Source organism: Bradyrhizobium sp. UFLA05-125 (genome assembly GCF_059803515.1).
Map to the genome: position 1 here is coordinate 1 of NZ_JBANBJ010000065.1, position 16,023 is coordinate 16,023.

Here is a 16,023-nt window from a genome sequence, read left to right on the forward strand (position 1 = left end):
TCCCCGGTCTGGTCCCAGATTTCCGCGCGATCCCCGCGCGACCTCTCCCCATGCGCCGGACAGACCTGTCCACAGGCCATCCACACGCCTATCCACGGCGTGCGAACGGAGAGCGGTGATCCCTTAAAATCGTGCGCGCCGCATTGTGGCCGGGGGCGCCGGTGACGCCGCCGCCGGGATGGGCGCCGGAGCCGCAGTGATAAAGGCCCTTCAGCGGCCCGCGGTAGTCGGCGTGTCCCAGCATCGGACGCGCCGAGAAGAGCTGGTTGAGCGTTAGCGCGCCGTGGAAGATGTCGCCGCCGAGCAGGCCGAATTGCCGCTCGAGATCGAGCGGGGACAGGATCTGACGGCCGAGCACGCTCGCGGCAAAGCCCGGCGCGTATTTGTCCACTGTCGCGATCATGAGGTCGGCGACCTCCTCGCGATGGTCGTCCCACGATTTGCCCTCGGGCAACTCCGGCGCGACGTGCTGGCAGAACAGGCTCGCGACGTGCTTGCCCGCCGGCGCCAGCGTGTCATCGAGCGTCGATGGGATCAGCATCTCCACCACAGGTGAACTGCTCCAGCCCTGCGCGCGCGCATCCAGATAGGCGCGGTCCATATGACCAAGACTCGGCGCGATGATGATGCCGGAGGTCAGATGATCGCCGTCGCCTGGGAGCGCCGTGAACGACGGCAGGCGATCCAGCGCGACATTCATGCGGAAGGTACCAGAGCCGTTCTTCCAGTGCCGGATGCGGGCGAGGAAATCGGCCGGCAGCGCGTCCGCCGCGACGAGGCGCGTGTAGAGCAGTTTTGGGTTGACGTTCGCAGCAACGTATTTTGCACGGATGCTCTCGCCGCTTTCGAGTACGACGCCGACAGCGCGATCACGCTCGACGATCACTTCGCGCACGCCGGCATCCGTTTGAATCGCGACGCCCTGGTCGCGAGCGGAGCGCGCCATGGCCTGCGTGATCGCGCCCATGCCGCCGATAGCGTGGCCCCAGACGCCCTTCTTGCCGTTCACCTCGCCGAAGGCGTGGTGCAGCATCACGTAGGCGGAGCCGGCTGCATACGGACTCGCATAATTGCCGACGATGGCGTCGAAGCCGAACAGCGCCTTGACGAGATCATGCTCGAAACGCTCGTCCAGCATCTCGCCGGCTGACCGCGTGAAGAGGTCGAGCAGGCTGCGGCTCTGCTCCAGGCTCAAGCGGCGCAGGATGTTGGTGCTCTGAACCGCGTTGAGGGCCTCGCGAATCGCACCCGCGCCAAAGCTCTCCACGAGGTTCGGCGGCGCGCGCAGCACGAACTGGCGCAGCACGTCGGCGATGGCCTCGAGCTCGCGCGAAAAGCCGTCAAGTGCGCCGGCATCGTGCGCGCTGAGCCGGGCCACGGAGTCTTTCGTTCGACCCTCGCCGGTGAGGAGATAGTTGCCGTCGGGCGCAGGCAGAAAATTCTGCGCACGCCGCTCGACTATGCGCAGGCCGTGCTCTGCGAGCTTGAGATCGCTGATGACCTGCGGATTGAGCAGGCTCACCGTATAGGCCGCGACTGAATTGCGGAAACCCGGATGGAACTCTTCCGTCACCGCGGCCCCACCGACCACCTTGCGCCGCTCGACCACCGTCACCCTCAGGCCCGCCATCGCGAGATAGGCCGCGCAGGTGAGGCCATTGTGGCCAGCGCCAATGATGACGACGTCGGTTTCGGTCATGAAAGCTTCAACATTCTCGACTGTCGCCGCAGAGGCGATCCCGGAAATGACGCCTGTATATCAGGCATTCCCTGTCGCGACAGTCCCACCATTTATTGCCCGTTCATGCGCCTTGTGCTCCATTGCGCGCGCCCGGCGGACGCCGGGGTTTTGCCGGAGCTTTCATGGATTCGATCGTGCCTCCTGCCGTCACCGAGCAGCCGTCGGTCTCGCGCAACCGGCTGGTGCTGACGGTCTTCACCGCCGCGATCTTCGTCAGCGCGCTGCTGCTGTTCTCGGTGCAGCCGCTGTTCACGAAAATGGTGCTGCCGCGGCTCGGCGGCTCGCCGGCGGTTTGGTCGGTGGCGATGGTGTTCTTCCAGTCGTTGCTGCTCGCAGGCTACGCCTATGCGCATTTCCTGATGCAGATCAGGAATCGCGCGATTCCTGTCGCCATCCATCTGGTTCTGCTGGTGGTGGCCTTGCTGACGCTGCCGCTCGGGATCGCGCATTCGTTCGGCGAGCCGCCGACCTCGGGCTATGCGTTCTGGTTGCTTGGCCTGTTCGCGGTGTCGATCGGGCTGCCATTCTTCGCGCTTGCCGCCAACAATCCGCTGTTGCAGGCGTGGTTCGTCCGCACCGGCCACCCCGATGGTCCCGATCCCTATTTCCTCTACTCCGCCTCCAACATCGGCAGCTTCCTCGCGCTGTTGTCCTACCCGGTGCTGCTCGAGCCGGTATTCACGCTGCGCACCCAGAATTGGCTCTGGACCGGCGGCTATGGTTTCTTGATCCTGCTGATCGCCGGCTGTGGCGTGTTGCTGCTGCGCTCGCCGGCGTTGGCGGCGGCTGATGCGCGGACCGAGGACACGAGCTCGCCGGCGCCGAGCTGGGTCGTTCGTGCACGCTGGATCTTCCTTGCCGCGGTGCCCTCCGGCCTTCTGATCGCGGTGACCGCGCACATCTCGACCGACGTCGCCGCCGCGCCGCTTCTCTGGGTGGTGCCGCTGTCGCTTTATCTCCTGACCTGGGTGCTGGTGTTCCAGTCGCGGCCGCTGTTGCCGCACAAATGGATGCTGATGCTTCAGCCGCTCGCGATCGCCGGCACCGTGATCTTGCTGGCTTTCGGCGGCGAACAGAACCTGCTGCTGACGCTGGGCGGCCACCAGCTCTGCTTCTTTGTCATCGCGATGGCCTGCCATGGCGAATTGGCGCGCACGCGGCCGGCTGCAAAATATCTCACCGGCTTCTATGTCGCGCTGTCATTCGGCGGCATGGTGGGTGGCCTGTTCGCCGGCCTCGTCGCGCCTTTCACTTTCTCCTGGATCGCCGAATATCCGATCCTGATCGCGCTGGCCGCGCTATGCCGGCCATCGGCAGGCGAGCGGCTTGCTCCCGTCATGAAGTGGTACTGGCTCGTGCTCGCCGCGCTCGCGATCGCGCTGGTGGCGCCGTCCTATTCGACCGGCCAAATCCCAGAGCAGGTCACGACCTGGTTCGAGGATTACCGCGTCTGGATCGCCGGCGCCGTCGGCCTGCTCGCAGCGCTTCTGGCGCTCGCGCTCAATGCCAACCGCTGGAAGATCTTTGCAACGTTCGTGCTCGCGCTGGCGCTGACCCGCGTCTATCCGGCGGATGAAGGCCGCGTCGAGACCGTGCGCAGCTTCTTCGGCGTGCACAAGATCGTTGTGACGCCCGGCGGCTATTTCCACGTGCTGATGCACGGCACCACGATCCACGGCGCCGAGCGCTTCCTCAACAATGACGGCACGCCTGTCGCGGGGCGGCCCGAGCCGATCACCTACTACCACCGGGATGGCGGCATCGGTCAGGCCATCGCCGCGATACGCGAGCGTAAGGGCGCGCCGCTGAGGGTTGCCGCCATCGGCGTCGGCTCCGGCACGCTCGTCTGCGCCGCCGAGCCCGGCGAAAGCTGGAAGTTCTTCGAGATCGATCAGACCATGGTCGATACCGCGAGCGATCCCAAATATTTCCGCTACATCTCGAGCTGCGCGCCCGATTTCAAGCCGGTGATCGGCGATGCGCGGCTGACCTTTGCCAAGGAGCCGGACGGCATCTACGACCTCATCATCGTCGATGCCTACTCCTCGGACGCGATCCCGATCCATCTTGCGACCGAAGAAGCGATGAAGATCTACAAGGACAAGCTCGCTCCGCACGGCGCGGTCGTGATGCACATCTCCAACCGCCATCTCGACCTCGAGCCGGTCGTGGTCGGGATTGCCGATGCCAACGATCTCAAGAGCTGGGTCTACAACGAGGACTCGGGGCGGGACGCCGACTACATCTTCTCGACCGACGTCGTCGTCTCCGCGCGCGAGGAAGCCGATGTCGGCAAGCTCGCTTCCTCCAAGCAATGGGAGGAGACCGAGGCCGACGACAAGGTGCGGGTCTGGACCGACGACTACTCCAACATCATCGGCGCGCTGTATCGGCGTCTGCGGGACGGGGAGTAGATGAAAGTCCGTAGCCCGGATGAAGCGCAGCGTAATCCGGGTCATATCGTTGGACCGATGGCGGCCCCGGATTTCGCTGCGCTTCATCCGGGCTACAGGTGCGACGCGAGTGGAGAAACTTACGGACTGACCGGCGTGCCCGCGGGCAGGACGATGCCTTTTTCGCCGGCGACTCGCCGCAGCAGGTCGGGGCGATCGGAGATGATGCCGTCGACACCGATCTCGATCATCCGAGCCATGTCGTCCGCTTTGTTGACGGTCCAGACCACGACGCGCAGGCCGAGCTCGTGGGCTTCCGTGACCAGCGCCGCAGTCACGTCACCGAAATAGGGCGACCAGACCGCGCCGCCGGCCGCCTTGATCGTGCGCGGCAGCGAGCCGCCGCGATCGGCTGGATTGAAGCCCGCCGTCCAGTCGGTGGCGCGGTCGAGTGCGTTGGTCGGCGTCGAGCCGCGCTGCAGCGTCAGGTAGACCGTCGGAATTTTCGGCGCCTGCTGCTGGACCAAAAGCAGCGTCCGCCAGTCGAAGGACTGGATCATGACGCGGCCCGAAAATCCCGCGGCGTCGATGACGCCGAGGAGCCGCGTGACAAAGGCTCGCGGATCCGGCGACTCGTCCGGATGGGTCGGATCGATCTTGGTCTCGATGTTGAAGCGCACGCGCGTGTTGCCGGATTTTTCCGCCAGCGCGAACACCTCCTTCAGCGTCGGAATCCGCGTCCCCTGCACGGCGCGCTGCTCGGGGAACTGCTTGGCGTAGGCGCTGTCGGGGCGGATCTGGCCGACGTCATATGTCTTGACCTCGTCGAGCCGCAGCTTGACGAACGGCGTACCGGGCGCGGCGACATAGCCGCCTGCGGCATCGCGCGCGAGATCCGGATTGAGGCCGCGCTCATGCGACACGACGACCTCGCCGTCCGCGGTGACGCCGACGTCGAGCTCCAGCGTGTCGACGCCCATCGACAGAGCGTTGGCGAAGGCGGGCAAGGTGTTTTCCGGCAGCAGCGCGCGCCCGCCGCGATGCGCTTCGAGATCGAAGGTCGGATCGAGTGCCATGGCCCGTCCAGCGATGAGAACACAAAAGGCCGTCAGGATCGTCACAGCAGGGGATGGCATCGGGGCACGCAGGGCAAGAGGGAAACGGAACATTTGAACCGCTTTTCGGCGGCTTTGGCCAGTCTACAGGCATTCGCGCCTGTTGGCTCGCCCGAGTACTGATCGGAGACCGTGGTGGCCCGGCGTCCTGGCACGCTGTCGACAGCAGCGGTTGCGGCCTTTACTCTTGAGGCCATTGTCATTTGATGCGTGTGACGGGGGCCTCGATATGCGCCACGCTCGCGTCTTCGCCGCCCTCATGCTGGCGGCCTCGTTGTTCGGAGCCCCGGCTTTCGCGCAGCGCGGCAACGATTTTGATGCGCTCCAGGCGCGGATGGGCGCGAGCATCCAGGCCGGCCGCATGGCCGAGGCCCTGGCGGCCGCCGAGAAACTCGAGGTGCTTGTTCGCCGGCGGCAGGGCACCGACAACATGAACTATGCCGGGGTGCTGCACAATCAGGGCCTGTGCCTGCACAATCTCGGACGCTACGGCGAGGCCGTCGACAAGCTGAATGCGGCGCTCGCAATCAAGCTGCGCAACACCGACGTTGCCTCGACGCTGCGCACCTCGAACATCCTGATCAGCTCCCTCGGCATGCTCGACCGACGCACTGAGGCGGCGGCGGTTGCCGAACGCGCGCTGGCGCTCGGCACATCCGCCTTCGGCGCGAACGACGTCAGGCTCGCAAGCACCCTTGCCGCCCTCGGCGGGCTCGCGCGCGACAAGGAGAATTTTGGCGAGGCTGCCCGCTATTTCGAGACTGCGCTCGCGAGCTGGCAAAATACCCCGAATGCGCCGCCGCATGAGATTGCCACGGCGATGGACGACCTCGGCGACGTCTATGGCCTGCTCGGACGCTTCGACGAGGGCGAGCGGCTTTTGAAGCAAGCGCTGGACCTGCTCGACAGCGCCTATGGCCGGGGTGCCGAGGCGACCCCCAACTACGAGAAGACACTCAACGATCTCGGTAACCTCTATCAGGCCGTCGGCCGCTTTGCCGATGCCGAGGCGATCTTCCGGCGTGCACTCGCCGTTGGCCGCGCGCGCCGTGGCGAGGATCATCCGCTCGTTACGGGGACGACGGGCAATCTGGCAATCGTGCTGGAGCGGCAATCGCGCTTTGCGGAAGCGGAGAAGCTCTATCAGCAGATGCTTCAGGCCTATGAGAAGCAATACGGCCCCAACCACCCGATCACGGCGATTGCGCTCGTCAACCTCGCCAACAACTATGTCGATCAGCGAAAGGTCGAGGCTGCGGTGGGCTTGCAAGAGCGCGCGCTTGCGATCGACGAGAAGGCGTTCGGCGCCGAAAGTGCCGATGTCGGGCGCATCCTAACCAATCTCGCCAACAGCTATCGCAGCCTCGGCCGCGCCGAACAGGCGATCCCGCTCTACCAGCGCTCCCTGCTGCTGATGGAGCGGAAGTTCGGCCAGGGCGCCGCCCAGACCGCCGTCGCGGCGAACTCGCTCGGCCAGGCCTTGATGGAGGCCGGGCGCGCCGACGAGGCCAGGCCATATCTCGGCCGAGCGCTCGAGATCGACGAGCGCCTGCTGGGCAATACGCATCCGCAGCTCATCGGCGATCTCCGCAGCATCGCGGTGCTCGATCTCGGGACCGGTCAGCTCACTGAAGCACGCAACGAGCTGCGCCGCGCGCTCGCCATCGCACAGGAGAGGCTCGGCGCGAACCATCAGGACACCATCGCCACGATGGTCAATCTCGCCGATATCGACGCACGCGAAGGCAAATGGGCCGATGCGCTCGCAATGCTGCGGCGGGCTTCGGCAGCGTTGAACGCTCAGCGCAATGCGCAGTTCACCCGCTTCACCGAGATCGACCCGGCGTTGATCGAGGCAATCTGGCGCGTTTCGGACGGCACGCCCGACGATGCGGCGAGGGATGAGGCGTTTGGCGCGGCGCAGCGGGCTCATGAGACCAAGGCGGGCGCGGCCCTGTCGCAGATGGCGGCCCGGTTCGGCGCCGGCAATGACGCGATCGCAGTGCTGGTGCGGCGGCAGCAGGATTTGAAGGTCATGCTCGACACGCTCGATAAACGCGTCACGACCGAGCTCGGCCAACCCGACGGCAAGCGCAACGACGCGCTGATCGGCAGCCTGCGCGCAGAGTTCGCGCGAACGCAAAAATCCTATGACGACGTCTCGGCACAGCTCGACAAGGGCTTTCCGGCCTACGCCGAACTGTCGAACCCCCAGCCGCTGCCGGTCACGCAGGCGCAGGCCCTCTTGAGACCAGATGAAGCGCTGGTTTCTTTTCTGTCGCTGAGCAAGACAACCTACGTCTTTGCCGTCACGCGCGAGACGAGCGCGCTGCGCCAGGTCGCGCTCGATAGCAAGGCGATCGGCGACCGCGTCGCGCATCTTCGGCTCGGACTTGCCAATTCCGAGACACCGCAGACTTCGTTCGATCTCGATGCATCCTTCGAACTCTACACCGCGCTGCTTGGTCCGGTCATGGCGGACATCTCAGGCAAGCCGAAACTGCTGGTGGTTCCCGCGGGCGCGTTGACCAGCCTGCCGTTCCACGTGCTGGTGACGAAGAAACCTGATTCCGCGCAGGGCAAGGATGATCGCTACCGGCAAGCGGCCTGGCTGCTCAATGAGCGCGCGATCACCGTGCTGCCCTCGGTGGCCAGCCTGCGCGCGCTGCGCAGCTTTGCGAAGGACTCGCGCGCGTCGAGACCGTTCGTCGGATTCGGCGATCCCGTGTTCCAGCGTGCTGCCGGCGAAAAGCGCGTGAGCGCCGGACGCAATGTGCAGCCCTACCAGAGCTACTATGATGGCACGAGCGTCGATCTGGAGCGGCTGCGCACGGGCTTGCCGGCGCTGCCTGAAACTGCGGGCGAATTGCAGGCGGTGGCGCGCGCGCTCGGCGCCTCGCCGCAGGACGATGTCAAGCTCGGCCCGGCCGCGACCGTCACCAATGTCAGCGCGATGCCGCTCGATCAGTATCGCGTCGTCGATTTCGCGACCCACGGCCTCGTGGCCGGCGAGGTCAACGGTCTCACTGAGCCCGCCCTCGTCTTGACCTTGCCGGACAGGCCGACAAGCGAGGACGACGGCCTGCTCACCGCGAGCCGTATCGCAAGGCTCAAGCTCGATGCCGACTGGGCAGTGCTCTCGGCATGCAACACGGCGGCTGGCGACAGGCCCGGCGCCGAAGGCCTGTCGGGCCTTGCGCGCGCATTCTTCTACGCCGGTGCCCGCGCGCTGCTGGTGTCGCACTGGCCGGTCGATTCCGAGGCGGCCGTGCGGCTGACGACCGGCGCCTTCTCCGAGCTCGCCTCGCACCCCGGCATCGGACGCGCCGAGGCGCTGCGACGGTCCATGCGCGCGCTGATCGCCGACCGCGCCTCGCCGCGCAATGCCGATCCTGCCGTCTGGGCGCCGTTCGTGCTGGTAGGCGAAGGAGGTTAGCGCGTTCAGATAGCCGGCCGCTTCAGCCGTCAGTTCTGGTAATTATAGTAGGTGCGGGGCTGATAGTACTGGCGGGGCTGCTGCTGATAGTAAGAGCCCTGCTGGCCGTAGCTCGGATCGTAAGTCTGGTACTGCTGCTGCGGCTGATAGACCTGAGCATCATAGACTTGGCGCGTGCCGCGCGGCGCCGGATAGCGTGCGCCGGTGTCGCTACCATCGGCCGGATAGATATAGCCGTTGTCCTGCGGCACTATGCGGCGGCCGGGCTGCACCTGCGGCGTCAGGTCGACGGGTTCGCCGGCCGCGCTGTACTGGTCGCCGTACGGCTGCGCCGCACGCGCCACGGCGTTGGTGCCGCGGCCACGCGGATTGCGCATCAAGGCTACCTGCGCCGAGCCGGTCAGCGTAACCGTGGTGTTGAGCACGCCTTGCTCCTGAACCAGCGCGTAGAGCGTCGAGGCGTTCTCGCGCGACAGCCGCACGCAGCCATGGGACGCCGGCGTGCCGAGCCGGCCGACCGAGTCGGTGCCGTGGATCGCATGCCCGATCTTGGTGAAGAAGATCGAGTGCGGCATCGGCGCGTCGTCGAATTCCTTGGAGTAGTGGTCCTCCTCCATGCGGAAGGCGCGGAAGCTGCCGCTCGGCGTCTCGCGGGAGGGGATCCCGGTGGACACGGGCCAGTGATAGCGCGCGACGCCATCGACCGCGACGATCATCCGCTGATTGTCCTTGTCGATGGTGATGTCGACCTTGGCCTGCGCGGCACCCGCGCTGAAAAACATCAATGAGACGATTGCAACAAATAAGGTACGCATTTTACTTCCGGCCTCCGGCCTGTTCGCGCAAGCGCCGCGGCTCTCCGTCCCCCGCATGTACTATGCCCGCAATCAGGTTTCGGTTCCAGTGGCCTGCCCAGCGATCGTTAACGTGGCGCCGGGCGTAAGCAAGGCTGCATCATCACGAATCGTGCTGACATTTTCGCGAGCGGGGCGCATCGCCAATTCGTCACGGATGCGCAACCATTTGGCCGCCGCGGCGTTTCAGACTGCCTGCCTTCACCGGTCAACTCGCCGGTCCATCCACTGGGATATCAAGATGAACAAAGCTCGCTTCACCGCGGCCGCGTTGCCGGCCGGTTTGCCATTCCGCCTGCTTTTCGCCGCAAGCCTCCTGCTTGCGCTCATGGCGCTGCCGCAGCCCGGACACACCCAGGGCATCGTGCGCGGCGCGCAGGAAGGTGCCTATGAAGGCAACCGCGTCGCCGGGCCGGTCGGCGGCGTGGTCGGAGGCGCTGTCGGGGCCGGTGTTGGCGGCGCCGTGGGCGCGGTCGAGGGCGTGTTCGGCATTCCCCATCACGGCTGGCGCCATCGCTGCCGCGGTTATTATGACGGCTACCACCACTTCCATTGCTACAGGTGACGCGGTTCTGTAGCCCGGATGGAGCGAAGCGCAATCCGGGTCGCTCGCTCGTGCATCGAGGCGACACGGGTCCCGGATTTCGCCGCGCTCCATCCGGACTACGCGACTTCGCCTCAATTCTTCAGCCGATAGCCGGTGCGGAAGATCCAGCCGATCATGACGAGGCAGATCACCAGGAAGGCGGTAGTCATGCCGATGCTCAAGGCGACGCTGACATCGGCGATCTCGTAAAAGCTCCAGCGGAAGCCGGAGATCAGATAGACCACCGGATTGAGCAGCGCGACCGTGCGCCAGCCTGACGGCAGCATGTTGATGGAGTAGAAGCTGCCGCCGAGGAAGGTGAGCGGCGTCACCACCAGCATCGGGATCATCTGGAGCTTCTCGAAGCCGTCGGCCCAGATGCCGATGATGAAGCCGAACAGGCTGAAGGTCACTGCGGTCAGCACAAGGAAAGTCAGCATCCAGATCGGATGGTGGATATGCAGCGGAACGAAAAGCCCCGCGGTGGCCAGAATGATCAGGCCGAGGATGATCGATTTGGTCGCGGCCGCCCCGACATAGCCGAGCACGATCTCGAAGTAGGAGATCGGCGCGGACAGGATTTCGTAGATCGTGCCGACGAATTTCGGGAAATAGATGCCGAACGAGGCGTTGGCGATGCTCTGGGTCAATACCGACAGCATCACGAGGCCCGGCACGATGAAGGTGCCGTAGCTCACGCCCTCGACATGGTCGATGCGCGATCCGATCGCGGCGCCGAACACCACGAAATAGAGCGAGGTTGAAACCACCGGCGAGACGATGCTTTGCAGCAGCGTGCGCCAGGTGCGCGCCATTTCGAACAGGTAGATGGCGCGAACGGCGTGCAAATTCATGACGTCCTCACGAGGTCGACGAAGATATCCTCGAGCGACGATTGCGTCGTGTCGAGGTCGGAGAAGCGGATGCCGGCACTACGGAGGTCGCCGAGCAGGCTGGTGATGCCGGTGCGCTCGCCCTTGGTGTCGTAGTCGTAGACCAGTCTCGTCCCCTCTTCGCAAAGCTCGAGCTCGTAGGGCGCCAGGCTCTCCGGCAGCGCGTCGAGCTTGCCCTGCAAATGCACCGTGAGCCGCTTCTTGCCGAGCTTCTGCATCAAGGTAGCCTTGTCCTCGACCAGCACGATCTCGCCCTTGTTGATGACGCCGATACGGTCGGCCATCTCCTCGGCTTCCTCGATGTAGTGGGTAGTGAGGATGATGGTGACGCCGGATTGCTGAAGGGTGCGCACTACCTCCCACATGCCCTTGCGCAGCTCGACGTCGACGCCAGCGGTAGGCTCGTCCAGGAACAGGATCTGCGGCTCGTGCGACAGCGCCTTGGCGATCATCACGCGACGCTTCATGCCGCCGGAAAGCGTGATGATCTTGTTGTCCTTCTTGTCCCACAGCGAGAGGTCCTTCAGCACCTTCTCGATATGGGCGGGGTTCTTCGGCTTGCCGAACAGGCCGCGGGAAAAGCTCACCGTTGCCCACACGCTCTCGAATGCGTCGGTGTGCAGCTCCTGCGGCACCAGCCCGATCAGCGAGCGCGCCTTGCGCCAGGAGCTGATGATGTCCTCGCCACCGACCATGACCTTGCCTTCGCTCGGATTGGCGATGCCGCAGATGATCGAGATCAGCGTGGTCTTGCCGGCGCCGTTGGGCCCGAGCAGCGCAAAGATTTCGCCGTGCTTGATGTCGAGATTGACGTTTTTCAGCGCCTTGAAGCCGGACCCATAGGTCTTCGACAGGTTGGCGACGGAGATGATGGAGGACATGATGGCCGGAGGCTGGGAAAGGGAGGCTGGAACCTGCCCGATCAAGGGCTGTCCAGCGGAGCCCTGAAATAGGAACGCGATCTCCCCCTCGCAATCACCCGGAGAAAAATGGTCTCAAAACAGGCTCTTAGGTGGTGGGTTCCGGGCGACTGTTGCAGCAGGGACACGCGCGGTGGCCAAAGATTGCCGTTCACGCGCCTCTTTGTTGCGTGTGCGAGCAGGGGGAGGCTACGATTCCCGGCAATCGCAAAGCGAATGTTCCCAGGGAAGATCAATGAGACCAGACGGTCGTAGCGCAGCCGGCACAAGCCACCTGTCGGCACTCAAGGCGTGGGCGTTATGCCTGTGCCTGGTGACGGCACTCGCCATCAGCCCGCGGCCCGCGACGGCCGCTCCGACGGCGCCGAGTCCGGCGGCCGCGACCACGCATGTCTATCTGCTGCGCGGCGTGCTCAACATCTTCTCGCTCGGGCTCGATACCATCGGCTCGCGCCTCGAGGCGCAGGGCATCCCCGTGACGGTTGCGAACTTCGTCTCCTGGTCCTCGCTCGCCGATGAAGCCGCCGCCGCCTACAGGGCCGGTCAGCTGAAGACCATCATCCTGGTCGGGCATTCCTCGGGTGCGACCGCGCTGCCCGATATGATCGCCAAGCTCAATCATCTCGGCGTGCCCGTGAAGCTCGCAATCGGGCTCGATTCGGTCTTCAAGACCAGGCTCTCGACCGGTGCCGAGCGGTACATCAACCTCTATATCGGCGACGGTCCCGGCGAGCCGGTGCGCGCAGCCGATGGCCTTCGCGGCAAGCTCGACAATGTCGACGTGCGAGGCACCGGCGCCGGCCACATCACGATCGACAAGAACGAGTACATACAGCGCCGCGTGATTGCCGAGATCGATGCCGTGGTGATGCGCTCGCGCGCGCCAGCGGCCCCGCAGGCCGAGCCGCGTGCGGCGAGGCCTGTCGCGCGTTCGGCAGCGGCAACGACGCCGTCGCGGAACTAGGCGAGCCCTGCCGCGCGTTGTCTTGATGTCCTCGGCACTAAAGCGCAATGAGATTGGGATGAATCGTCATCGCGCTTTAGGTTTTTGTTTGAGCATGATCTTTTCGGAAAACCGCTTCACACTTTTCCGGATCATGCTCTAGCCGAGGATCTCGGTGATGAGCGATGCCGCCTTGATCCCCGTGCCCGTGATGACGACGACGGTGCGCTCATTCGAGCGAATGGCGCCGCGCCGGGTAAGCTCGTCGAGCGCGGCGGCGGCGCTTGCCGATGTCGGCTCGGGAAACAGGCCCGTGCCCGCGAGCTTCTTCAGCCCCGCGATGATGCCCTCTTCGGGAATGGCCACCGTGTCGCCGCCCGTTTCCTTCAGTGCCGCCACCATCTGACGCAGGCGCAGCGGGCTCTTGATCGCGGTGCCCTCGGCGATGGTCTTGCGGACCTCGCGCGCCACCGGCGTGTCGACGCCGGCCGTGAAGCTCGCATCGAGTGGCGAGCAGTTCAGCGGCTGCGCGGAGAACAGTTTTGGCATCCGCGCGATCTGCCCTGCCGCGAGCAGCTCCTTGAAGCCGAGATAGCAGCCGAGCAGGCTGCTGCCGGCACCGACGGGAACTACGACGTTGTCGGGGGCCAAGTAGCCGAAATCCTCCCACATCTCGTAGGCGAGGGATTTGGTGCCTTCGAGGAAGAAGGGCTGCCAGTTGTGGCTCGAATAGAAGATGTTGCTGGACTGGCGGATCGCTTCCGCCTCCGACTCCTCGCGCGGCCCTTCCACGAGTTGGATGTCCGCTCCATAAGCGCGCACCTGCGCGATCTTCATCGGAGACGTGGACGCGGGCGCCAGGATCTTGATCTTCATTCCGCCAGCCGCGCCATAGGCGGCGACCGATGCGCCGCCATTGCCTGAGCTGTCCTCGAGCACTGCATTGACGCCGAGCTGGCGGATGAAAGACAGCATCACCGTGGTGCCGCGATCCTTGAAGCTGGCCGTCGGGTTGAACCATTCGAGCTTGAAGTAGGGCCTCAACTCGCCCCACTCCCTCTGGACGAGGGGCGTGCAGCCCTCGCCCATGGAGATCGGGCTTGCGATATCGACCGGTAGCGCGGCGCGATAGCGCCACAGTGAGCGCACGCCGCGATCGACCTCGTCGCGCGAGATGCCGCGCAGCGGCGTCACCATCAGCGGCTTGCGATCGTCGGAGCACCAGCGCGGCTGGTCCAGCGGATAGAGCGTGCCGCTGATCGGTTCGATGTAGGATGGCATCGTCATGGGGCGGATCTCGGGCACGAGCTTTCGAGGCCGATCACGCCGCCTGATGATCAGGCGAGAGAGAAAGTGGCGGCCCGATTGAACGATTCTAAGTGCCGAAACGGAATATCGATGTCAATTCCGGCGTTCCCAAGTTCGCGGGACGCTGCGACTGGACGCGTTCGGAAGGCGAGGCTCACGTGATCCGGAGATCTGTTGCCGCTGCTGTGCTGATGGCTGCGTTGCTCTGTCCGTCGTCCGGCGTTGCCGGCGTCAAGGTCCGCTTCATCAATCCCGAGCGGTACACCGACGCGGATGCCTACGGTGGTGGGTCGCGCGAGGCCACGCTGGCCGAGTTTGCCGCCTATCTCGAAACCCTGGGCAGGCGGCTTCTCGCACCGGGGCAGAATCTGAGCATCGATGTTTTGGATATCGACCTCGCCGGGCAGGACGAGCCGCGGGGGCGTGGCACGGAGGTGAGGGTGATGCGCGACGTCACGCCGCCGCGCATCAAGCTGCGCTACACGCTGAGCGGAGGCAGGCGCACGAGGAGCGGCGAGGACGATCTGAGCGACATGAACTATCTGATGAACTCCTCCGGTCGCCTGGGTGGCCGCTACGGCTACGAGAAGGCGCTTCTGGATGACTGGTTCAGGCGTATCGCCGGTTCGCGATAAGTGAGCGACAGGCGTTGGCGTGCAATTGGGCAGGCTTTGCGCCCCAAATTCTGCCAAATCGGTGGTCAGTAAGGCCGGAATAGGGAAGGCGCCCGCCTTCCCGCGGTGGGGTTGCAGGACGAATGGTTGTTTTGAGGCGAGTGGTCCTGCTGGCGATCGGAGTGCTGCTCGCCGTCTCGACGGCCGTGGCGGCCGCTCCGCCGGCAAAGCCCAAGAAGGCGGCCGCGATCGTGGCACTGCCGTCACTGCCGCAACCGCCCCCGCTGCCCGCCGAGGCCGAACCTGGGCCGTCCCCGCGCGTCTATCTCTTCCGCGGCGCGCTCGGGCCGATCTTCTCGACCGGCATGGATCGGCTCGCGGAGCGGCTCACGGAAGCCGGCTTCAAGGCCGACGTCTACGAATTCACGATCTGCCGGCTGGTCGCCCAGCGCGCGATCTCCGCCTACCGCGAGCAGCCTGCGCCGATCGTGCTGATGGGGCATTCCATGGGCGGGCTGTGCTCGATCATTTTCGCCGAGATGCTCGCCGAGGAGAAGATCCCGGTCAGCCTGGTCATCACCATCGATCCCGCGCATGCGACCGGAAACGTGCCGCTCAATGTCGAGCGCTTCATCAACATCTACCTGTCCGACAGCGTGCTTGGCGGCGGCGACGTGGTCGCGGAGCCCGGCTATCGCGGCCATTATGCGAGCTTCGACCTGAAGGAGAACAAGCGCGTCACGCACATCAACATCGAGAAGTCTGAAGACATCCACCGCCAGATCGTCGACATGGTCGCGCAATTGCCGCGCGTGCCCGCGCAGGCGCAGGGCGATCCCGTGCCGCTGCGCTATCTCGTTCCCGGCGACACGCTGGTGGAATTGTGGGACTCGGGCGTGAAGCTTCCAATGCGTGCCGGCGACACGCTCGAGCGCATCGCCGCGCAATATCACGTTCCGGTGTGGTCGCTCGCGCAGGCCAACGGGTTGTCTGAAAGCACGCCGCTTGCCGCCGCTCAGGACGTCATCATCCCGCGCCATCTGCTGCCCGCCATGCCGGAGCAGGCGGCCGCCACTCCGCCCAAGTCGGTCGCCAAGTCGGTCGCTAAGTCGGTACGCTGACGTTCGCGAGGCGCGTTCGTGATTTAGGATGCGAGTTGAGGCAACGCGCTGCATCCAGACTGCCGCAGCGCTCGTAATGACGACATTGAAGCCGTTGTG

The 16,023-nt window shown here is 65.1% G+C and carries 12 protein-coding genes; 6 read left to right on the forward strand and 6 right to left on the reverse strand.

Going from position 1 to position 16,023, the window contains the following annotated elements; translation table 11 throughout:
* Positions 1 to 88: 88 nt before the first annotated feature.
* Complete coding sequence (locus SO156_RS35470; RefSeq protein WP_498538011.1) at positions 89 to 1,699, reverse strand: phytoene desaturase family protein; 1,611 nt, start codon at positions 1,697 to 1,699, stop codon at positions 89 to 91.
* 164 nt (positions 1,700 to 1,863) lie between these two features.
* On the opposite strand from SO156_RS35470, the gene SO156_RS35475 reads away from it, so the two are divergent.
* A complete protein-coding gene (locus tag SO156_RS35475; RefSeq protein ID WP_498538012.1) occupies positions 1,864 to 4,155 on the forward strand; it encodes a spermidine synthase in 2,292 nt (763 codons plus the stop codon).
* Positions 4,156 to 4,274: 119 nt separating this feature from the next.
* Here the strand turns inward: SO156_RS35475 and SO156_RS35480 are convergent, their stop codons facing one another.
* Positions 4,275 to 5,210, reverse strand: a complete 936-nt coding sequence (locus SO156_RS35480; protein ID WP_498538013.1) for a glycerophosphodiester phosphodiesterase — start codon at positions 5,208 to 5,210, stop codon at positions 4,275 to 4,277.
* Positions 5,211 to 5,478: 268 nt separating this feature from the next.
* On the opposite strand from SO156_RS35480, the gene SO156_RS35485 reads away from it, so the two are divergent.
* Positions 5,479 to 8,685 (forward strand): CHAT domain-containing tetratricopeptide repeat protein, encoded by a 3,207-nt coding sequence (locus SO156_RS35485; RefSeq protein ID WP_498538014.1) that lies wholly within the window; start codon positions 5,479 to 5,481, stop codon positions 8,683 to 8,685.
* Between the two features lie 29 nt (positions 8,686 to 8,714).
* Here SO156_RS35485 and SO156_RS35490 read toward each other — a convergent pair whose 3' ends face one another.
* Positions 8,715 to 9,500 carry a L,D-transpeptidase gene (locus tag SO156_RS35490; RefSeq protein WP_498538015.1) on the reverse strand — a complete coding sequence of 262 codons (786 nt, stop codon included), beginning with the start codon at positions 9,498 to 9,500 and terminating at the stop codon, positions 8,715 to 8,717.
* Between the two features lie 280 nt (positions 9,501 to 9,780).
* On the opposite strand from SO156_RS35490, the gene SO156_RS35495 reads away from it, so the two are divergent.
* Complete coding sequence (locus tag SO156_RS35495; protein WP_458151585.1) at positions 9,781 to 10,104, forward strand: hypothetical protein; 324 nt, start codon at positions 9,781 to 9,783, stop codon at positions 10,102 to 10,104.
* A 113-nt stretch (positions 10,105 to 10,217) separates the two neighbouring features.
* Here SO156_RS35495 and SO156_RS35500 read toward each other — a convergent pair whose 3' ends face one another.
* Positions 10,218 to 10,979 carry an ABC transporter permease gene (locus tag SO156_RS35500; protein WP_458151587.1) on the reverse strand — a complete coding sequence of 254 codons (762 nt, stop codon included), beginning with the start codon at positions 10,977 to 10,979 and terminating at the stop codon, positions 10,218 to 10,220.
* Positions 10,976 to 11,899: an ABC transporter ATP-binding protein gene (locus SO156_RS35505; RefSeq protein WP_498538016.1), complete on the reverse strand. Its 924-nt coding sequence runs from the start codon at positions 11,897 to 11,899 to the stop codon at positions 10,976 to 10,978. The genes SO156_RS35500 and SO156_RS35505 overlap by 4 nt, the downstream gene beginning before the upstream one ends.
* A 274-nt stretch (positions 11,900 to 12,173) precedes the next feature.
* Here SO156_RS35505 and SO156_RS35510 point away from each other — a divergent pair, with 274 nt between their 5' ends.
* On the forward strand, positions 12,174 to 12,902 hold the full coding sequence (locus tag SO156_RS35510; RefSeq protein ID WP_458151589.1) for a hypothetical protein: 729 nt from the start codon (positions 12,174 to 12,176) through the stop codon (positions 12,900 to 12,902).
* Between the two features lie 138 nt (positions 12,903 to 13,040).
* Here SO156_RS35510 and SO156_RS35515 read toward each other — a convergent pair whose 3' ends face one another.
* On the reverse strand, positions 13,041 to 14,168 hold the full coding sequence (locus SO156_RS35515; protein WP_498538017.1) for a threonine synthase: 1,128 nt from the start codon (positions 14,166 to 14,168) through the stop codon (positions 13,041 to 13,043).
* Between the two features lie 92 nt (positions 14,169 to 14,260).
* On the opposite strand from SO156_RS35515, the gene SO156_RS35520 reads away from it, so the two are divergent.
* Both SO156_RS35520 and SO156_RS35525 read left to right on the forward strand, forming a co-directional pair.
* On the forward strand, positions 14,261 to 14,824 hold the full coding sequence (locus SO156_RS35520; protein WP_498538018.1) for a DUF3016 domain-containing protein: 564 nt from the start codon (positions 14,261 to 14,263) through the stop codon (positions 14,822 to 14,824).
* Positions 14,825 to 14,946: 122 nt separating this feature from the next.
* Complete coding sequence (locus tag SO156_RS35525; RefSeq protein ID WP_458151593.1) at positions 14,947 to 15,924, forward strand: LysM peptidoglycan-binding domain-containing protein; 978 nt, start codon at positions 14,947 to 14,949, stop codon at positions 15,922 to 15,924.
* Positions 15,925 to 16,023: the final 99 nt, after the last annotated feature.

Bases quoted from the DNA above. Each gene is read 5' to 3' on its own strand.
- SO156_RS35505 (WP_498538016.1), bottom strand. From the start codon at position 11,899: ATGTCCTCCATCATCTCCGTCGCCAACCTGTCGAAGACCTATGGGTCC.
- SO156_RS35510 (WP_458151589.1), top strand. From the start codon at position 12,174: ATGAGACCAGACGGTCGTAGCGCAGCCGGCACAAGCCACCTGTCGGCA.
- SO156_RS35480 (WP_498538013.1), bottom strand. From the start codon at position 5,210: ATGGCACTCGATCCGACCTTCGATCTCGAAGCGCATCGCGGCGGGCGC.
- SO156_RS35490 (WP_498538015.1), bottom strand. From the start codon at position 9,500: ATGCGTACCTTATTTGTTGCAATCGTCTCATTGATGTTTTTCAGCGCG.
- SO156_RS35525 (WP_458151593.1), top strand. From the start codon at position 14,947: ATGGTTGTTTTGAGGCGAGTGGTCCTGCTGGCGATCGGAGTGCTGCTC.
- SO156_RS35470 (WP_498538011.1), bottom strand. From the start codon at position 1,699: ATGACCGAAACCGACGTCGTCATCATTGGCGCTGGCCACAATGGCCTC.
- SO156_RS35515 (WP_498538017.1), bottom strand. From the start codon at position 14,168: ATGACGATGCCATCCTACATCGAACCGATCAGCGGCACGCTCTATCCG.
- SO156_RS35475 (WP_498538012.1), top strand. From the start codon at position 1,864: ATGGATTCGATCGTGCCTCCTGCCGTCACCGAGCAGCCGTCGGTCTCG.
- SO156_RS35485 (WP_498538014.1), top strand. From the start codon at position 5,479: ATGCGCCACGCTCGCGTCTTCGCCGCCCTCATGCTGGCGGCCTCGTTG.
- SO156_RS35495 (WP_458151585.1), top strand. From the start codon at position 9,781: ATGAACAAAGCTCGCTTCACCGCGGCCGCGTTGCCGGCCGGTTTGCCA.
- SO156_RS35500 (WP_458151587.1), bottom strand. From the start codon at position 10,979: ATGAATTTGCACGCCGTTCGCGCCATCTACCTGTTCGAAATGGCGCGC.